At 57.8% G+C, this 17,027-nt stretch carries 18 protein-coding genes and 2 riboswitches; of the genes, 7 read left to right on the top strand and 11 right to left on the bottom strand.

Going from position 1 to position 17,027, the window contains the following annotated elements; all coding sequences use genetic code 11:
- The first annotated feature begins 85 nt into the window (after nt 1-85).
- From KJP28_RS17355 to KJP28_RS17345, 3 genes are all read left to right on the top strand, one after another.
- Nucleotides 86-1,420, top strand: coding sequence for a polysaccharide biosynthesis/export family protein (locus KJP28_RS17355; protein WP_255552450.1), 1,335 nt, complete (start codon nt 86-88; stop codon nt 1,418-1,420).
- Nucleotides 1,421-1,667: 247 nt separating this feature from the next.
- Nucleotides 1,668-2,321 (top strand): sugar transferase, encoded by a 654-nt coding sequence (locus tag KJP28_RS17350; RefSeq protein ID WP_255552449.1) that lies wholly within the window; start codon nt 1,668-1,670, stop codon nt 2,319-2,321.
- A gap of 7 nt (nt 2,322-2,328) precedes the next feature.
- Nucleotides 2,329-2,565 (top strand): YdeI/OmpD-associated family protein, encoded by a 237-nt coding sequence (locus KJP28_RS17345; protein ID WP_218393885.1) that lies wholly within the window; start codon nt 2,329-2,331, stop codon nt 2,563-2,565.
- Nucleotides 2,566-2,568: 3 nt separating this feature from the next.
- Here the strand turns inward: KJP28_RS17345 and ychF are convergent, their stop codons facing one another.
- The 8 genes from ychF to KJP28_RS17305 all read right to left on the bottom strand — a co-directional run bounded on the left by ychF (nt 2,569) and on the right by KJP28_RS17305 (nt 8,535).
- Entirely contained in the window at nt 2,569-3,666 is a 1,098-nt protein-coding gene (ychF, locus tag KJP28_RS17340; protein WP_218393884.1) for a redox-regulated ATPase YchF, read from the bottom strand.
- 244 nt (nt 3,667-3,910) lie between these two features.
- Complete coding sequence (locus KJP28_RS17335; RefSeq protein ID WP_218394034.1) at nt 3,911-4,675, bottom strand: TIGR02186 family protein; 765 nt, start codon at nt 4,673-4,675, stop codon at nt 3,911-3,913.
- Nucleotides 4,675-5,592: a sulfite exporter TauE/SafE family protein gene (locus tag KJP28_RS17330; RefSeq protein WP_218393883.1), complete on the bottom strand. Its 918-nt coding sequence runs from the start codon at nt 5,590-5,592 to the stop codon at nt 4,675-4,677. Before KJP28_RS17330 ends, KJP28_RS17335 begins: the two co-directional genes overlap by 1 nt.
- Nucleotides 5,593-5,639: 47 nt before the next feature.
- Nucleotides 5,640-6,092: a methylated-DNA--[protein]-cysteine S-methyltransferase gene (locus tag KJP28_RS17325; protein ID WP_336245359.1), complete on the bottom strand. Its 453-nt coding sequence runs from the start codon at nt 6,090-6,092 to the stop codon at nt 5,640-5,642.
- A 3-nt stretch (nt 6,093-6,095) separates the two neighbouring features.
- Nucleotides 6,096-6,893, bottom strand: coding sequence for a purine-nucleoside phosphorylase (locus KJP28_RS17320; protein ID WP_218393882.1), 798 nt, complete (start codon nt 6,891-6,893; stop codon nt 6,096-6,098).
- Nucleotides 6,894-6,984: 91 nt separating this feature from the next.
- Nucleotides 6,985-7,398, bottom strand: a complete 414-nt coding sequence (locus KJP28_RS17315) for a GNAT family N-acetyltransferase (protein ID WP_255552448.1) — start codon at nt 7,396-7,398, stop codon at nt 6,985-6,987.
- On the bottom strand, nt 7,395-7,988 hold the full coding sequence (gene tsaB / locus KJP28_RS17310) for a tRNA (adenosine(37)-N6)-threonylcarbamoyltransferase complex dimerization subunit type 1 TsaB (RefSeq protein ID WP_218393881.1): 594 nt from the start codon (nt 7,986-7,988) through the stop codon (nt 7,395-7,397). Before tsaB ends, KJP28_RS17315 begins: the two co-directional genes overlap by 4 nt.
- Nucleotides 7,978-8,535 (bottom strand): NifU family protein, encoded by a 558-nt coding sequence (locus KJP28_RS17305; RefSeq protein ID WP_218393880.1) that lies wholly within the window; start codon nt 8,533-8,535, stop codon nt 7,978-7,980. Before KJP28_RS17305 ends, tsaB begins: the two co-directional genes overlap by 11 nt.
- 105 nt (nt 8,536-8,640) lie before the next feature.
- Between KJP28_RS17305 and KJP28_RS17300 the strand changes: the two genes are divergently transcribed.
- Nucleotides 8,641-9,531: a DMT family transporter gene (locus KJP28_RS17300; RefSeq protein ID WP_218393879.1), complete on the top strand. Its 891-nt coding sequence runs from the start codon at nt 8,641-8,643 to the stop codon at nt 9,529-9,531.
- Here the strand turns inward: KJP28_RS17300 and KJP28_RS17295 are convergent.
- From KJP28_RS17295 to KJP28_RS17285, 3 genes are all read right to left on the bottom strand, one after another.
- Nucleotides 9,524-9,979 carry a universal stress protein gene (locus tag KJP28_RS17295; protein WP_218393878.1) on the bottom strand — a complete coding sequence of 152 codons (456 nt, stop codon included), beginning with the start codon at nt 9,977-9,979 and terminating at the stop codon, nt 9,524-9,526. The genes KJP28_RS17300 and KJP28_RS17295 overlap by 8 nt on opposite strands.
- 172 nt (nt 9,980-10,151) lie before the next feature.
- Nucleotides 10,152-11,012 (bottom strand): branched-chain amino acid aminotransferase, encoded by an 861-nt coding sequence (locus KJP28_RS17290; protein WP_218393877.1) that lies wholly within the window; start codon nt 11,010-11,012, stop codon nt 10,152-10,154.
- Between the two features lie 225 nt (nt 11,013-11,237).
- A complete protein-coding gene (locus KJP28_RS17285; RefSeq protein ID WP_218393876.1) occupies nt 11,238-11,804 on the bottom strand; it encodes a gamma-glutamylcyclotransferase family protein in 567 nt (188 codons plus the stop codon).
- A gap of 71 nt (nt 11,805-11,875) precedes the next feature.
- A riboswitch (glycine riboswitch) is annotated at nt 11,876-11,965 on the top strand.
- 4 nt (nt 11,966-11,969) lie between these two features.
- Nucleotides 11,970-12,031, top strand: a riboswitch (glycine riboswitch).
- Between the two features lie 88 nt (nt 12,032-12,119).
- On the opposite strand from KJP28_RS17285, the gene gcvT reads away from it, so the two are divergent.
- From gcvT to gcvP, 3 genes are all read left to right on the top strand, one after another.
- Nucleotides 12,120-13,223: a glycine cleavage system aminomethyltransferase GcvT gene (gene gcvT / locus KJP28_RS17280; RefSeq protein WP_218393875.1), complete on the top strand. Its 1,104-nt coding sequence runs from the start codon at nt 12,120-12,122 to the stop codon at nt 13,221-13,223.
- Between the two features lie 18 nt (nt 13,224-13,241).
- A complete protein-coding gene (gene gcvH, locus KJP28_RS17275) occupies nt 13,242-13,601 on the top strand; it encodes a glycine cleavage system protein GcvH (protein ID WP_218393874.1) in 360 nt (119 codons plus the stop codon).
- Nucleotides 13,602-14,180: 579 nt separating this feature from the next.
- The gene (gene gcvP / locus KJP28_RS17270; RefSeq protein WP_218393873.1) at nt 14,181-17,027 is read left to right on the top strand and encodes an aminomethyl-transferring glycine dehydrogenase; all 2,847 of its coding nucleotides are present in this window, start codon (nt 14,181-14,183) and stop codon (nt 17,025-17,027) included.

Below are 17,027 nucleotides of genomic sequence, written 5' to 3'. Positions count from 1 at the left end.
AATGCACTTAAAGGTTGAGTTAGGCTTTAATTACCATCCTATATGTTGTACATCACTTCCCGGCGATTAACTCTCGGGGGCACTCTTGCGGACTTTCATCCAAATGGTTCTGGCACTAGCGTTGGCGGGTTGCGGTGCGATCGGCACTCCTGTCGTGGTCGAGGAGGCCACGGCGGTCGGTGATGTCAAAATCGTACCGATTACGGCGCAGAGCGTGAATGGCGCAAATGCCTCGACTTATGAGCCGCGCACATTACCCGCTATCTTTACGCAGACTGCGGGGACGCATGGTAGCGTGGCAAATCTTGGGTCGCTGCCCAGCCCTGCGTTCGACCAGCAAGCAAGACCCGGAAATCCCGCGATGATCCTGCCGCCTCAGAAAAAGGTGGGACCCTACCGTATTGGTGTGGGCGATGTAGTGGTTTTGTCTACGCCTCAATCCGGCTCTACGGTTTCGGAACTGTCAGGCCTTTTGGCTGCGCAGAACCGTCGAAGTGGATACACCGTACAAGATGACGGCTCAATTTCGATCCCGGACGTGGGTCGCGTCGAAATCGCCGGACGCACATTGCAAGAGGCGGAAGCAGTTCTGTTCCAAACGCTCGTCGATGCCCAGATCGAGCCGAGTTTCTCGCTTGAGGTGACGGAGTTCAATTCGAAACGGATATCGCTAGGTGGCGCGGTCAAATCCCCAAAAACCATTCCGATAACTTTGTCCCCATTAGTCCTTTCTGACGCCGTTGCGGCGGCTGGGGGGGTCACCGTGCAAAGCGCTGACTATGCATCAATCCGGATTTATCGGGACGGCTCACTGTATCAAATCCCGCTGCGTGCCTATTTGTCGCGCGCCGAACTTCAACGAACGCCGCTTTCGGATGGCGATAACATCTTCGTCGATACGGATTACGATCTGGAATCGGCGCAAGGATACTTCTCACAGCAAATCGCGCTCCAAAACCTTCGCTCAACTGCAAGAACCAATGCGCTGAACCAACTTTCAACCGAGATCGGCATAAGGCAGGGCGAACTCGCAGAGGCTCGGACGAACTACGGCACGCTTGTCAATCTCGATGCGGTTGAACGCGATTATGTTTATGTTGCTGGCGAAGTCGGTCAGCAAAGCCGATTTACACTTCCTTTCGAACGGAAAGCCAGTCTTGCAGACGCATTATTTTCGGAAGGTGAAGGCGTTCCGAACGCGTCAGGGAACATCGGCGAAGTCTACGTTCTGCGCGGTACGGGCGACGGGCTTGGAATCAGGGCGTGGCACTTGGACGCCTACAATGCCGCCAACCTCGTGCTGGCAACCCGGTTCGAGCTCAGGCCGAATGATGTCGTGTTCGTTTCTGAGAAACCTTTGGTGGCGACTGGCCGGGTCATGGCACAACTCGCGACGACGCTCGCGGTGCTGCTCCCTTGAGGATTGCGGGAACGAATCCTCCACCCATGCATTACAGAATTGGTAACCAGCATGATGTTTTTCGACGCTAACGAGCGAAACCTCGCCTAAAATTCCGTTATTTCGGGGGGTTATCGAGGAATTGATCGAGTTTTAGCTTCAGCAGCCTTGCTCGGACGTGTGCCCTACCCTAGGTTCGGCCGAAAAGCATACAATCCAGTGCGCTGACATTTCTTTCGCGCGTATGGCATGTTCAACGGGAGAGAACATGGCGACTGACATCACGATGACGACCCATGTGGTTGAAAAGACCTCGGCGAACCGGCCGGGCGGGTCATCGTTGTTTTGGACCACAAAACGGATCCTAGATTTCGCGATCAGCCTTTTGGCCCTCCCGTTGGTCGCGGTGGTTTCACTTGTGCTCTTGGTCCTCAACCCGTTTTTCAACCGGGGCCCATTGATGTATCGGCAAGCCCGCATGGGGCGTGATCTGGAGCCCTTTGTTGCCATTAAGTTTCGCACGATGGTTCCCAGCGCTCAGGTCACCAGAGGCGCAAATGACCCAGTTGAACGTGACCGGATCACACCTCTTGGCGGATTGCTACGCAGGACCCGGATCGATGAGTTGCCGCAGTTCATCAACATCCTAACCGGGGATATGGCATTGATCGGACCGCGCCCGGACTACATGGAACACGCAGAAGAATTCCTTTCGCTCATCCCCGAATATCGTGCTCGGCACGCTGTCCGGCCCGGACTGACGGGATTGAGCCAAGTAACTCTCGGTTATGTGCAAGGCGTCGAAGAAACCCGGTTCAAGGCGCAGACGGACCTCGCCTATATCCAGCGAGCCAATCTCTGGATGGATCTGAAAATACTTTGGCTCACGGTTTTCACACTCGCATCTTTCGAGGGCCAGTGAGACCAGCGTGGGCGGCTTGACGCGACCAGTTCAAGATATGCCGGAATTCGTGTCTGCCGCTTTGGATTTGCGCGGCTTGCGTGAAGCATATGATGCACGCCCACCTTATCAGCGAAACGACTACCTCGGCTGGATCAACCGTGCGAAGCGTGAAGACACAAAAAAGGGACGCCTTGCGGTCATGTTGCGGGAACTGGAAGCCGGAACAAGCTACATGGGAATGGAATGGCGGCCCAAGGCTTGATCGTCAGGCGTTGAAGAGGAAGTGGAGCACATCGCCGTCCTTCACTTCGTAGGCCTTTCCCTCGGCCCGCATCTTTCCTGCTTCCTTAGCCGGACCCTCACCCCCTAGTGCCACGTAGTCGTCAAAGGCAATGGTCTCGGCCCGTATGAAACCCTTTTCGAAATCCCCATGGATTACACCCGCTGCCTGAGGTGCGAGTGTACCTTTTCGGATGGTCCAGGCGCGCGCTTCCTTCGGCCCTACGGTGAAGTAAGTTTCGAGATGCAGAAGTTCATATCCCGCTCGTATCAAGCGGTCTAATCCTGCTTCTTCCAATCCCAGCTCGCTCAGGAACATCTCCTGTTCCTCTGCGTCAAGCTGGCTGATTTCTTCCTCGATCCTGGCCGAGATCACAACGGATGCCGCGCCCTGCGCTTCGGCCATTTTTGCAACCGCTTCGGAATGTGCGTTGCCATTTGCGGCTTCGTCCTCACCAACATTGCAAACGTAAAGGATCGGCTTTGTGGTCAGTAGTTGCAGCATCTTCCAGGCCTTTGCGTCCTCTGCATCGACATCGACCGCACGGGCAGGTTTTCCGTTTTCGAGTACGGCTTGCGCCTCCTTTAAGAGTCGCTCCTGCTGCAACGCCTCCTTGTCGCCACTCTTGACCTTGCGCACGAGCCCCTGGAGCCTTTTTTCGATGGACTCCAGGTCGGCCAACATCAGTTCGGTTTCGATCGTTTCGGCATCCTCTACCGGGTTCACACGGCCCTCTACATGGGTCACATCGCCGTCCTCGAAACAGCGCAGGACATGCGCGATGGCATCGACTTCACGTATGTTTGCCAGAAACTGGTTGCCCAACCCCTCGCCCTTGGAAGCCCCTTTCACCAATCCCGCGATGTCTACAAATGTCATGCGGGTCGGGATGATTTCTTTGGACTTGGCAATTTCGGCCAACCTATCGAGCCGGCTGTCGGGCACGGCGACCTCACCAACATTCGGTTCGATGGTGCAAAACGGAAAGTTCGCGGCCTGCGCCGCCGCAGTTCGCGTCAGCGCGTTGAACAGGGTCGATTTGCCAACGTTCGGCAGTCCAACGATGCCCATGCGAAAGCCCATGCTTGTCTCCTTCGGAAATGTCCCGCGCCTTCTATGTGCAAAACCGCTCGCCCGCAACGGGCCGCGAGCATGTGTCTGCGAAGCAGAACGCGTTTAACGGTGTATCAGACGCATCGAGGTGCGGCTGCCAACAGAGGTGACATCCAGAACTCAGACATTCAGTGCGCACCGCCGCGATTCTGCGATCCACTGAATGGTCACGATTGACCGAACGCATGGTGGATCCAGCCCGTGGGCTGGACCATCAGGAACGCGAGAAAAAGACAAAGGCAGCAGACGCGATGTAGCCGGCCGCGATGGCGATCGCGAGCGACAGCATCGCATATGCAAAGGGCTGGTCTTGCGCGAGGTTATACAAAAACCGCTCTAGTCCGACTTTTCGCACCTGCACGAGCGTCCCGTATTCTGCGACAATTGAACCTTCACGGGTCAGGAATATCTGAGCGATGTAGATCCCTTCCGTTAAATTAGCTGGGAGTTCGATCGCGGTGTCGAAAAGCGTCTTCTGCTTGAACGTGACATTATCGGCCGACTCGGCGAAGAGCCCAGAATCTTCACGCAGTCGGATCAGGGCGGAAGCGAATTCCTCTTCTTCCGGGCTATCGGCCGAAGCCCAGCCCCATACTGCCCGATCCACTGTAATGCGACGCGCAACGTTCTCTAGCTCGGATAGAACCTCATCGAGGGGGCCAGAGGATGCGACGGCATAGAAACTTGGGGCGGAATAGAAATCCATGGACTCTGCGTTCAGATAGATCCCGTATCGGCGCTCTTTTCGGCGCACCGTGACAGCCTCACGCGGCCCTTCGACCACGATCACAACGCCCATTTCACCCTCGGGTATCGGGGCTTCACGCTTGACGGCCCCGAAGATCAGGATTTCGGAGCCGACAAAAGTCGCGTCGATCGACACGAGATTCTGGCTCATCCCGGCGACGAGGCTTTCGGCACGCGCAGGTGTAAAGGATTGCAGAAAAAGTGCGACGAGGAGTACAGCCAGAATGCGCATCAATTGGCCTCCACTGTAATGGAATATGGCTCACTTGGGCGGACCAGAAGATCCATCGCGAGATTCAGACAAACGCCAACGACCAAAAGTGCCAGAAGTATCCGGGTCTGTTCGGCTTTGATCCGGATGCCGATGCGAGTGCCGATCTGGGCGCCGATCACGCCACCAACGATCAGCAGCAACGCGAGCACGATGTCCACCGTGCGCGACGTCGTGGCATGCATCGTGGTAGTGAAGGCCGCGACGAAAATGATCTGAAAAAGCGATGTTCCCACGACGACCTTGGTCGGCATCCCAAGGATGTAGATCATGGCTGGCACCATGATGAAACCGCCTCCCACGCCCATGATCGCGGCCAGAACGCCCACCATCATGCCCACGAGGATCGGCGGTATCGCGGAGATGTAGAGCCCAGAGGTGCGAAATTTCATTTTCAGTGGTAGCGCATGGACCCACCCGTGTTTTCTGCGCTTAGGTGCAGGTGTCCGCCCACCTCTGGTACGCAGTATAGCGCCGAGACTCTCGATCAGCATGAGCGCGCCAATGATCCCGAGAAAAACGACATAGGCCAGAGTAACCAGAAGATCGACCTGCCCGATGGATGTGAGGTAGGCAAACAGCTGGACACCCAGCGCGGAGCCCACCAAACCCCCGCCTAACAAGACACACCCCATTTTGAGGTCGACGGTCTTACGTTTCAAATGCGCGAGAACGCCTGAAAATGATGAAGCTACGATCTGGTTCGTGCCCGTCGCGACCGCGACCGCGGGAGAGATGCCGATGAAGAAGAGGAGTGGCGTCAGGAGGAAACCGCCACCGACCCCGAACATGCCTGACAAAATCCCCACCATCCCGCCAAGTCCCAGAAGGAGAAATGCGTTGACCGAAATCTCGGCGATGGGGAGGTAGATCTGCATGTTCCATGAGTGCGACAGCCCGCCGCGGTTGTCCAGACGTCAACGCCCTAGATCAGAAGCCCTGCCGCGCCTTCGTGCCTGAGCAGCCAGACCTTCGTCTCGATCCCACCCGCACCGGAGTAGCCGCCCAAATCGCGTGCACCAAGGACCCTGTGACAGGGTATGATGATCGGCACTGGGTTCGCCCCGCATCCCTGCCCCGCCGCTTGAGCCGATACGCCAAGGTTTCGGGCGATCTCGCCATAAGTGCGGGTCTCGCCCGCCGGGATGGCAGACATGGCTGCGCAGATTTCGATCAGGAAAGTGCTGCCGGCAACACGGACCGGCAAGTCGATGACGTGAGATCCGGACCCAAAATACTGATGGAGTTGGTCGCGCGCGGCGACCAAAAGCTCAGTCTCGTCCTGTGCATTACCATTCCAGTCTACCGCTGTGATCGCGCCGTCCGTCTCAGTTACCGTGAGACGTCCGACAGGGCTGTCCATCGACAGCGCAGGCACGGGTCACAGGTCCGACAGGTAACGGCGGATCAGGCGCTCGAGTTTCTCGGCCCCGGCGACAGCGTTCTGCTTCGTATGCTCATGCGACAACTTCTCATCCGACATACCCTCGCCCATGTTCGTGATGGCAGAAATCGCTGCGACTTCGAGACCGAAAAAACGAGCGAGGATCACCTCTGGCACGGTGGACATGCCAACTGCATCCGCGCCAAGTGTGCGGATCGCGCGAATTTCGGCCGGTGTTTCGAAAGATGGCCCTGAAAACCACGCGTAGGTTCCAGTCTCGAGATGGATATCTTCTGCAGAAGCCGCGGCCGCCAGAGCGCCCTGCATCCCGATATCGTAGGCATCTCCCAGAGGCACGAACCTCCGATCTGTCGGCTCGCCGATCAATGGGTTGGCACCGGAGAAATTGATATGATCGGTGATGAGCATCAGATTGCCCGGGGTCAGACCGTCGCGCACCGATCCGGCTGCATTGGTCAGAAGAAGTCCCGTCGCCCCAAGCGCTTTCAACGTCTCGAGCGGCAGGCGCATTTCAGCGGCATTGCCGTGTTCGTAGTAATGCGCCCGCGCCCCGAATATGGCAACACGATGGCCGAGCAGTTCCCCGACCACCAGCTTGGGATTATGCCCGGAAACGCCGGGCTGCGGGAAACCGGGCAATTCGTTGTAGCTGATCACCTCACCATCGACCGCATCCGCGAGATGGCCGAGCCCCGAGCCGAGGATCAACCCCAATCGTACAGGCGCGCTGCCCGCGCGAAAACGGATGAGTTCAGCGAGTTCATCGGCGGTCATTTTCATCTCCTCTAAACGTTGGCCCACCCTAAACGGCGTAAAGGTCAGGATGCCAGAGGAAGAAACTGCCGCGCCGCCGGTATGAGGGCTTTCAGACCGAATGCGGATGGAGCGTCTTTGACATCGTGACCGCGTCACAGGGCTGTCCATCAAGCCGAGTGTAATAGTCTTTGCGTCGACCCGTTTCGAACCAGCCGCTGCCTCGATAGAGTGCGAGCGCAGGTATGTTGTCGGCCGCAACTTCGAGAAAAAGTTTTTCGACCCCAACCGCGCGCTCGAATTCCGACAGAAGGGACCGACCGACACCCTGTCCTTGAGACGCTGGTTCGACGGCCATTGTGATGAGCTCTGCCTCTCCCTGCGCGCTTCGACCGATCGCAAAGCCGCCCGGCGCTGTGACCACGAAACCGGGCGGCTGGATCAGGGATACGATTTCGTCAGCGGACCAGGGGCGCGAACTCGGAAATGCAGCGCGATAGATTTCGGCCAAGATGTCCGGTGTCATCGCAGGATCTTCGGAGGTTGATCCGAAGCAGGGGCAGCGTCCGCGCTTCGGATATATAACGGTGCCGGGCGTTTGTGATCCGACGTGTCGGCAAGTCGCTGCGCCGCGAGCCGAGCGATACAGGCGACAAGCCGTTCCGGCTCGAGCGTGCCTGCATTCGGCCGGCTGTCAGGGACATCCTCCCACGCCATGAGTTGCGGACTCCCGCCATCAAATTCCTGTACGTAGGCCATTCCGCGTTTCCCATCTACGACAGAAAGGCATGGCCGCGGCGTACCGAATGCCTGTGCTTCGAGCGAGGAGATACCTATGGCAGGCTTCGACAGCCCAAGCGCGAGCCCGCGCGCGGCGGCGACGGCGATGCGAATTCCGGTGAAATTGCCGGGACCTACTCCGACCGCGATGGCATCGAGTTCGGACCAGTGGCGATCGCAGTCGGAGAGAGTCGCTTCTATTAACGGCAATAGGTGTTCGGCCTGCCCGCGCGCCATGTCCTCTGATCGAGTAACCACTTCGCCGGCCACAAGCAAAGCGGCCGCGCAATGCGCGGCCGATGTATCAAACGCCAAAATAGCCGGGTCAGACCGCAACCGGGCGTACCTCGGTCACTTCGGGAATGTAATGCTTCAGCAAGTTCTCGATTCCCATCTTGAGTGTCAGGGTCGAGGACGGGCAGCCCGCGCAAGCACCCTGCATATGGAGATACACGACGCCGCGTTCGAAACCGTGGAAGGTGATGTCGCCGCCATCCTGCGCCACTGCCGGGCGCACGCGCGTATCCAGAAGGTCCTTGATCTGCCCAACGATTTCGGCATCTGGCCCATCATGCTCGGCATGTGCAGCTTGGCTTTCGCCTTCAATCGCCGCGGCTCCCGACTGGAAATGCTCCATGATGGCGCCAAGAATGGCGGGCTTCACGTGATCCCAGTCCACTTCTTCGGATTTCGTCACTGTCACGAAGTCGTTTCCGAGAAACACACCCGACACGCCCTCAACCGCGAAGATGCGCCCTGCGAGGGGAGATTTCTTCGCGGTATCCGCGTTAGGAAAATCTGCTGTGCCAGCCTCGAGAACGGTCTGGCCGGGGAGAAATTTCAGCGTCGCCGGGTTGGGCGTGGATTCGGTCTGAATAAACATCTGGGATCAACCTTTCTGTTGTTACCCATATGAGCTTGGAATGATTCCAAGTCAAGGAGAGCGGAAAAGACTTGCTCCGTACTGTCGGTCACGGTTTGTGGAGGCATGAGCGATCACGTCAAGGGCCTTCTCATTACTTTCGCAGGAGTGTTGTTCATTCTGCCTGACAGCTTGATGGTGCGACTGATCGCTACCGATGGTGTGACAGTGGCGTTCTGGAAGGCACTTCTGACAGGTACCGTGACCGGCGTCGCGCTTCTCATATGGGGTGGACCAAACGTTTTTCGCGAGACCTTTGCGCCAGGTGTGCGGGTCTGGGTATATGCTGCCTGCTCCGGCGCGGCGGGAACGCTATTTGTAATCGCTGTATCGCACACCTCGATAGCGAATGTCGTATTCATCCTCGCCGCGATGCCAATCGTTGCTGCGTTGTTTTCCAGAGTGGCTCTTGGCGAAACTTTGGCAAGGCGCACGCTCGTCACGATGGCGGTGGTGCCAATAGGAATAGGGATCATCGCGTATGGCTCAGGAGAGACGGAAGGTGCGTCCTTTCTCGGTGACCTTATTGCGATGGGACTTGTCGTCGTTTTTTCGATCGCGCTGACGATTGCGCGAAGTCTCAGACCAATTTCCGTGGTCCCGGCCATCGCCCCCGGAATGCTGGCTGCAGCTTTGGTGCTACTGCCCTTCTCTTCCCCTTTCTCTGTTCCATCGGACGATTGGATCTGGGTCGCTCTGCATGGCGGTTTCTTTATCGTGCTTTCCACGGCGCTTCTGGCGATCGGGCCAAGGTACCTGCCTTCAGCCGAAGTCGCGCTATTGCTCTTGGTTGAAAGCGTGTTTGCGCCGTTGCTCGCATGGCTGGTCGTCGGCGAAAACCCCGGCGTCTGGGCGCTGATCGGTGGTGCGGTCGTCATCTCTGCATTGGCAGTGTCCAACGTCGTCGCGTTGGTCAGGGGTCGAAGCCGCAAGCCGGCCACGCCCCGGATCAGGTGATACTTTCCAAACGCTCTTTTGACATCTCGCCCGGAACGATGGTGAGAGGGACGGGAAGGTTTGCGGACGCTTTCGTCAGCGCGGTCACAAGTGGACCCGGACCCTTTTTTCCTGCCCCAGCGCCAAGCACTACGACACCGATATCGGCATCGTCTCGAACCTGGGCTAGCAGTTCGTCGACCGCTTCACCTTCTCGGATGACCAGTTCGGGATCAATCCCCTGTTTGTCGCGCATCCACTTTGCGAAGACCTCGAAATGCGCCTCTATCCGCTCACGGGCCTCTTCGCGCATGACGGCTCCAACGCCGAGCCAATGATTGAACTCTTCCGGCGGTATGATCGACAGTATTTCGACACCGCCTCCTGTGTTAGCGGCGCGCATGGCGGCGAATCGCATCGCGTTCAGGCATTCACGACTGTCATCGAGCACCACTAGAAATTTGCGCATAAGAGCTCTCCTCTCAACGACGCATCATGGATGACGCCCGAAATTCGCGCAACAGCCCTTCATCGTGTCGGAAGTACCTTAGCGAGAGGTTGAGGAGCATCGCAGTTTGGTACTTGGGGCAACACCCACAGCCGTACTTAATTGCTCTAGAGAATGCGCGCTCAAGGTGTGTTCAATTCGACATTGCCCAGTCCCAATAAAGTTCGCGCACTCTGCGCGTGATCGGACCAATCTGATACATCGTGCCGTCGAATTCGGTTACTGGCGTGACTTTATTCAGGTTGCCGGACAGGAACACCTCATCCGCCTCACGGAAATCGTCGAAGCTCAGAACCGTTTCGTGCACAGTCACACCGTCGGCCCGCAAATTCGAGATATGGCGCGCACGCGTAATACCGGAAAGGAATGTGCCGTTGGCCACCGGCGTAAAAACCTCTCCGTCGCGAACCATGAAGACATTGGCCGAAGCAGTCTCGGCCACGTTGCCCAGCGCGTCCGCGACGAGCGCGTTGGAGAACCCCTTTGCGCGCGCCTCGGCCAGCATTCGCGCGTTGTTGGGGTAAAGGCATCCTGCTTTCGCGTTCACCACCGCGTCTTCGATCACGGGACGGCGAAACCGGGTGGTTGTGAGTGTCATAGCGGCGTCTTGCGCGGCCATCGGGATTTCTTCGAGTGACACGGCGAATCCCGTCGCGGACTGTTCTGGCAGAATGCCGAGATAGCCGCCGTCGATCCCCCAGTACATCGGCCGAATGTAAACAGCGGCGTCCTTTGGAAAAAGAGACAGACCCTCCCATGTTATTTCGAGTAACTGATCCAACGACATCGTCGGTTTGATCATCAGGGCTTCTGCGGATCTGTTCACCCGCGACAGATGCGCGTCGAGGTCTGGCGCCATCCCGTCGACGTAGCGCGCGCCATCGAAAACGGTCGTGCCAAGCCATGCGCCGTGATCGCCGGCTCTCATCACCGGTATGTCGCCCTCGTGCCACGTGCCGTCGAAATAGGTCCGTAGATTGGTACCGGTTGCCATGCATTCCTCCCTTGGCTTCCGGCGGACCCTAGGCGCGATCGGGAGTGGTGACCAGAAGGCAAAAAAAGTGCCCCCGGTAAAACCCGGGGGCGAAGAAAATGCGCGCAAAGGAATCGGTAGGGACAGGCGCGCCATCCGCGGACCCAGGGGAAGGGTCGGGAATCGCGGATATCGGCACGCTAGCCGGGCTGTGATTCCATTTCGTGACAACGAGACACCGACCCATCACGGGCCGATGACACGTAACTCCAAGCGTGAGATCCAAGCGTCGACGAGAGCGGTTTCTTCGGCAACGAGTTTCTGATGCCGTGGATAGATCGGTGCAGTACGATCGTCGAGCACGGTTATTTCCCACCCTTGGGTCGCCTCGAAAAAATGGTCTACCCCGACCGGCCCGAATTCGGCGAGTAAGCCCTGCACCACGACGTCGATGTAAGTCAGGAGAACGATGTCATCCTCAGTGGGATTTAGAAACACCTGCGGGTCCGTGGCATACAAGGCCACGTCTAGCGCTTTATCGATTGGGTAACGCACCATTTGGCTAACATCGTGGCGCAAATAATGACGTTCGCGTTCATCGAGTGCGGCCCAATCTGATCCGGGCACAGACGCAATCAGCCCATCGACATAATCTTCGGGCGCTGGCACCACCGAAAGTACGCAACGGTCAAGCGCCGCGTTTTTTCGCCATGCTCTGCGCCAGCCCGTCACCCGCGCGGCATGCGAGTTCGGATAGGTGTGAGTGCGTCGGTTCACAAGCGAACCATAGCCAAAAAAGTACGGATCGGGCATGGTACAAATGTTTGCGCCAACGCCCGGAATAGCAAGTCTTGTGTCCTACGGTTGGCCCGACTACCGTGCCGATAACCGCGTTGGGAGAATCCGATCCCTCGATCGGTGCCGAAGGAGCAACCGCCCCGGAAAACTCTCAGGCAAAAGGACCGCGCGGGTCAGGGACTCTGGAGAGTGGCGCAGGAGCGCCCGCCGAAGGGATAACGATCTCAGGCGAACGGACAGAGGGGGCATCGTAGGGCGCGCGCGTGATGCACGAATGCCCTTTTGATGCCGGGGGCGACCCGGTAGAATCGAAGTTGCCGGGAGCCGACCTTGGGGGAATTGAAGCAAACTGCACTCATAGACCTGCATCTTGCCTTGGGCGGAAAGATGGTGAATTTCGCTGGCTGGGAGATGCCCGTGCAATACCCGTTGGGGGTCATGAAAGAGCACCTACATTGCCGCGCGGCGGCGGGTTTGTTCGATGTAAGCCATATGGGTCAGTTGATCGTGCGTGCAGGGGCCGAGGCGCTCGAAGCCCTGATGCCCGTGGACGTCGCGGCACTGCCCGAAGGTCGCCAGCGCTATGGGTTTCTGACCAACGACCACGGCGGGATCATCGACGATTTGATGTTCACCAACCGCGGTGATCATTACCTATTTATTGTGAACGCGGCGAATGCCGAAGCCGACACGAAATATCTCCGCAAACATTTGGGCGACGCCGTGGAACCGATCTACGACCGAGCGCTTCTCGCGCTGCAAGGGCCCGACGCCGAAGACGTACTCGGCACGATCGCCCCGGATACCAGCAGACTGCGGTTCATGGATATGGGCACGTTCGATACCGATTTTGGCACATTATGGATATCGCGCTCAGGGTACACTGGCGATGACGGGTTCGAAATATCGGTGAAGAACGAACACGCCAACGACCTGGCCCGCGCATTGCTGTCGCATGAGCAGGTTGAACCGATAGGATTGGGTGCGCGTGACAGCCTGCGGCTGGAAGCCGGTCTGCCGCTACACGGAAGCGATATGGATGCAGGCCTGAATCCGGTCGAGGCTTCGCTGTCCTGGGCGATCCAGAAAGTCCGACGCAAAGGTGGCGCACGGGCTGGCGGTTTTCCTGGCGAAGAACAAATCCTCTCAGCTCTCGTCCTCGGCGCCGAACGCTGCAGGGTCGGCCTTGCCCCGGAAGGCCGCGCACCGATGCGCCGTGAGGTCGCGCTGTTCACGGCAAACGAAGGCGGAGACCAAATCGGTGTCGTCACTTCCGGTGGCTTCGGCCCTTCCGTCGGTGCTCCCGTATCTATGGGTATCGTTGCACAGAAATACAGCACGCGTGGAACTCACCTTTATGGCGAAGTGCGTGGAAAACGACTTCCGGTGTCTGTCGTGCCCATGCCTTTTCGCCCCGCTACTTTCAAACGCTGAACAAACAGGATTGACCTGATGAAATACACGGAAGAACACGAATGGCTCTTGGACGAGGACGGAATCGTAACCGTCGGAATAACCGCCCATGCTGCCGAGCAACTGGGTGACATCGTCTTTGTCGAATTGCCCGAAGCTGGCACTGAAGTTTCAAAAGATGACGAGGTAGTGGTGATAGAAAGCGTGAAAGCCGCCTCCGACATCCTAGCCCCGTTGGACGGCGAGATTTTGGAGGTGAACGAAGCAATAATAAAGGAGCCGAGCAAGGTTAACGAGGACCCCGAAGGCGACGCCTGGTTCTTCAAGATCAAACCCTCAGAGCCGGAGCAGATGGACGACTACATGGACGAGAAAGCCTACAAGGACTTCATCGGGTGAAAGACGAGAGGCCAACTGACCGGGCCGACCTGTTCGTAGCGGCGGTGCCGGAAGCGATCTGGGCGGAACAATGCGGATGATCTGTGTTCATGTCGCGGTATCTGGTAGAACTACGATGTCAGTTACCTCCGCAAACTTACCTCTCGGAATCGACCGCGTGCCGAACGAGGCTACCCTCGCCTCCTCACTCGCAATACCTGCCGTCGAGGTCACGGAATGACAGTCGTCCGTATCGTTCCCAATCTGTCCGCGTCGGCCCCGATGGGGCTCGCCCAGTTCTATTCAGAAGTGTTCGACAACGACTTGGTCCATGAACTGGGGTGGATCGCTTCGCTACAAACAAGCTCCAATCTGACCGTCGAAATGCATACGGCGTCTGAGAATGCAACAGACCCGGATTTGCCAACATTTAGGTCGGAGTCGACAATTTCGGCGGAACGCTCGCCCGCCTATCAACTCGTGGGATCCTGCCGGCCAATGGTCCGGTGAGTGATCCATGGGGAATTCGCCGCTTCTACTTTCGCGACTTGGGGGGAACCTCATAAACGTCGTGACACACCTCGATTGAAGGATACGGACATGCCGTTCACTCCGACCGATTATCGCCCTTACGACTTCGCCAATCGGCGTCATATTGGCCCGTCGCCTTCCGAAATGTCCGAAATGCTGAAATTGATCGGCATGCCGAACCTCGAGGCATTAATCGACGCGACAATCCCAAAGAGCCTACGTCAAGCCGAACCGCTCGACTTTGGCAAGGCGCGTTCGGAGCGCGAGATGTTGTTTCAGATGCGCAACGTGGCCGCAAAAAACACAGTGATGCGATCTCTACTTGGGCAAGGTTACCACGGCACAGTCACCCCACCTGCGATCCAGCGCAACATCTTGGAGAACCCTGCCTGGTACACCGCTTACACGCCCTATCAGCCTGAGATCAGCCAAGGCCGTCTCGAAGCCCTTTTGAACTATCAAACCATGGTTTCGGACTTGACGGGTCTGGAAGTGGCCAACGCTTCCCTGCTCGACGAGGCCACAGCCTGCGCCGAAGCGATGGTCATGGCTCAGCGCGTCGCCAAATCCAAGGCGACGAGCTTTTTCATAGATGAGGAGTGTCACCCGCAGAACATCGCAGTGATGAAGACGCGCGCTGCTCCGCTCGGGATCGACGTCATCGTGGGTGCCCCCAACGACCTTGTCGCAGAGGAGGTCTTCGGCGCGATATTCCAGTACCCCGGGACCCACGGACATGTGCGCGACTTCACTGCAGAACTCGCGGCGCTTCATGACGCCAAAGCGATTGGGATCGTCGCGGCTGATCCGCTTGCCCTGACCCTGCTCAAGGAACCTGGCGCAATGGGTGCCGATATTGCCGTTGGTTCGACGCAACGCTTTGGCGTGCCTATGGCTTACGGTGGGCCACACGCGGCCTACATGGCGACGAAAGACGCCTACAAGCGTTCCATGCCCGGACGTATCGTCGGCGTGTCGGTAGATGCTCGCGGAAACAAAGCCTACCGCCTTGCGCTTCAAACGCGCGAACAACATATCCGCCGTGAGAAAGCGACATCGAACGTCTGCACCGCGCAGGCTCTCTTGGCCGTCATCGCGAGTTTCTACGCGGTTTTCCACGGCCCCGAGGGGTTGAAGGCCATCGCGCAACGCGTTCATCGCAAGACGCTTCGCACGGCAAAGAAGCTGGAGGATGCGGGATTCAAAGTCGAACCCGAAGCTTTCTTCGATACAATCACCGTCGACGTCGGACTATTACAAAAGGGCGTTTTGGCCGCCGCAGAACGCGAAGGCGTTAACTTGCGCCCAGTCGGGAAAACAAAAGTCGGAATCACGCTCGACGAGCCGACTCGCCCTGCGACCATCGAAGCCGTTTGGCGCGCCTTCGGAATCGAAGCACGCGACGACGATCAGACAATGGAATACAGGCTTCCTGACGAAATCCTTCGGCAAACTGAATACCTCACCCACCCGGTCTTCCACATGAACCGCGCGGAAACTGAAATGATGCGTTACATGCGTCGACTGGCCGATAGGGATCTCGCTCTCGACCGCGCGATGATTCCGCTTGGATCCTGCACGATGAAGCTGAATTCCGCCGCAGAAATGATGCCGATCTCATGGCGCGAGTTCTCGATGCTGCACCCTTGCGCACCCAAAGACCAGGCGGCGGGATATCATGAGCTGATTGACGATCTAAAGGAGAAACTGTGCGCCATAACTGGCTATGACGCCATGTCGATGCAACCGAACTCCGGTGCACAGGGCGAATATGCGGGCCTTTTGACTATTGCGTCTTATCACGCCGCGAATGGCGAACCAGAGCGCGATATCTGCCTTATTCCCATGAGTGCACATGGAACCAATCCTGCTTCGGCACAAATGGTTGGGATGAAAGTTGTCGTCGTGAAGTCAGCACAGAACGGCGATATCGACCTGAGCGATTTTCAGGCGAAGGCGCGCGAGGCCGGCAACCGGCTCGCCGCCACGATGATCACATATCCTTCTACGCACGGTGTATTCGAAGAGACTGTGCGCGAAGTCTGTGCGATCACCCATCAGCATGGCGGACAGGTGTATATCGACGGCGCGAACCTCAATGCGCTCGTTGGACTGGTCAAATTGGGGGAACTTGGCGGCGATGTGAGCCATCTGAACCTGCATAAGACATTCGCAATCCCGCATGGCGGAGGCGGACCAGGCATGGGGCCCATCGGCGTGAAGGCGCACCTCGAGCCGCACCTGCCGTCCGACCCTTTTGAGGGCAAGACTGGCGCAGTTTCCGCAGCGACCTTCGGTTCGGCAGGAATCCTCCCCATCTCATGGGGATACATACTGCTCATGGGCGGGGAGGGACTTACGCAAGCAAGCAGGGTCGCAATCCTGAATGCCAACTACATAGCGGCCCGTCTTCGGGGGGCCTACGATGTCTTGTACAAGGGACCAACGGGACTGGTCGCGCATGAATGTATCATCGACACGCGCCCTTTTGCAGAAAGTGCGGGCGTTTCTGTAGACGATATTGCCAAACGGTTGATGGACGCTGGCTTTCATGCGCCAACCATGAGCTGGCCGGTCGCCGGAACCCTGATGGTCGAGCCAACCGAAAGCGAAACCAAGGCCGAGCTCGACCGGTTTTGCGACGCGATGCTGGCGATTCGTGCAGAAATTCACGCGATTGAAACTGGCGAGCTGGACAAGAACAACAACCCGCTCAAAAACGCGCCTCACACAGTCGAGGATCTGGTTGGCGACTGGGATCGACCCTATAGCCGAGAACAAGGCTGTTTTCCGCCGGGCGCTTTCCGCGTCGATAAATACTGGCCACCGGTGAATCGCGTCGACAATGCTTACGGAGACCGGAATTTGGTCTGTATCTGTCCGCCGCTTGAGGATTATGTGGACGCTGCCGAATGA

Origin of the sequence: Maritimibacter dapengensis (assembly GCF_019218265.1) — a bacterium.
Taxonomy (GTDB): domain Bacteria; phylum Pseudomonadota; class Alphaproteobacteria; order Rhodobacterales; family Rhodobacteraceae; genus Maritimibacter; species Maritimibacter dapengensis.
This window is presented reverse-complemented; position numbering and strand designations above follow the sequence as displayed.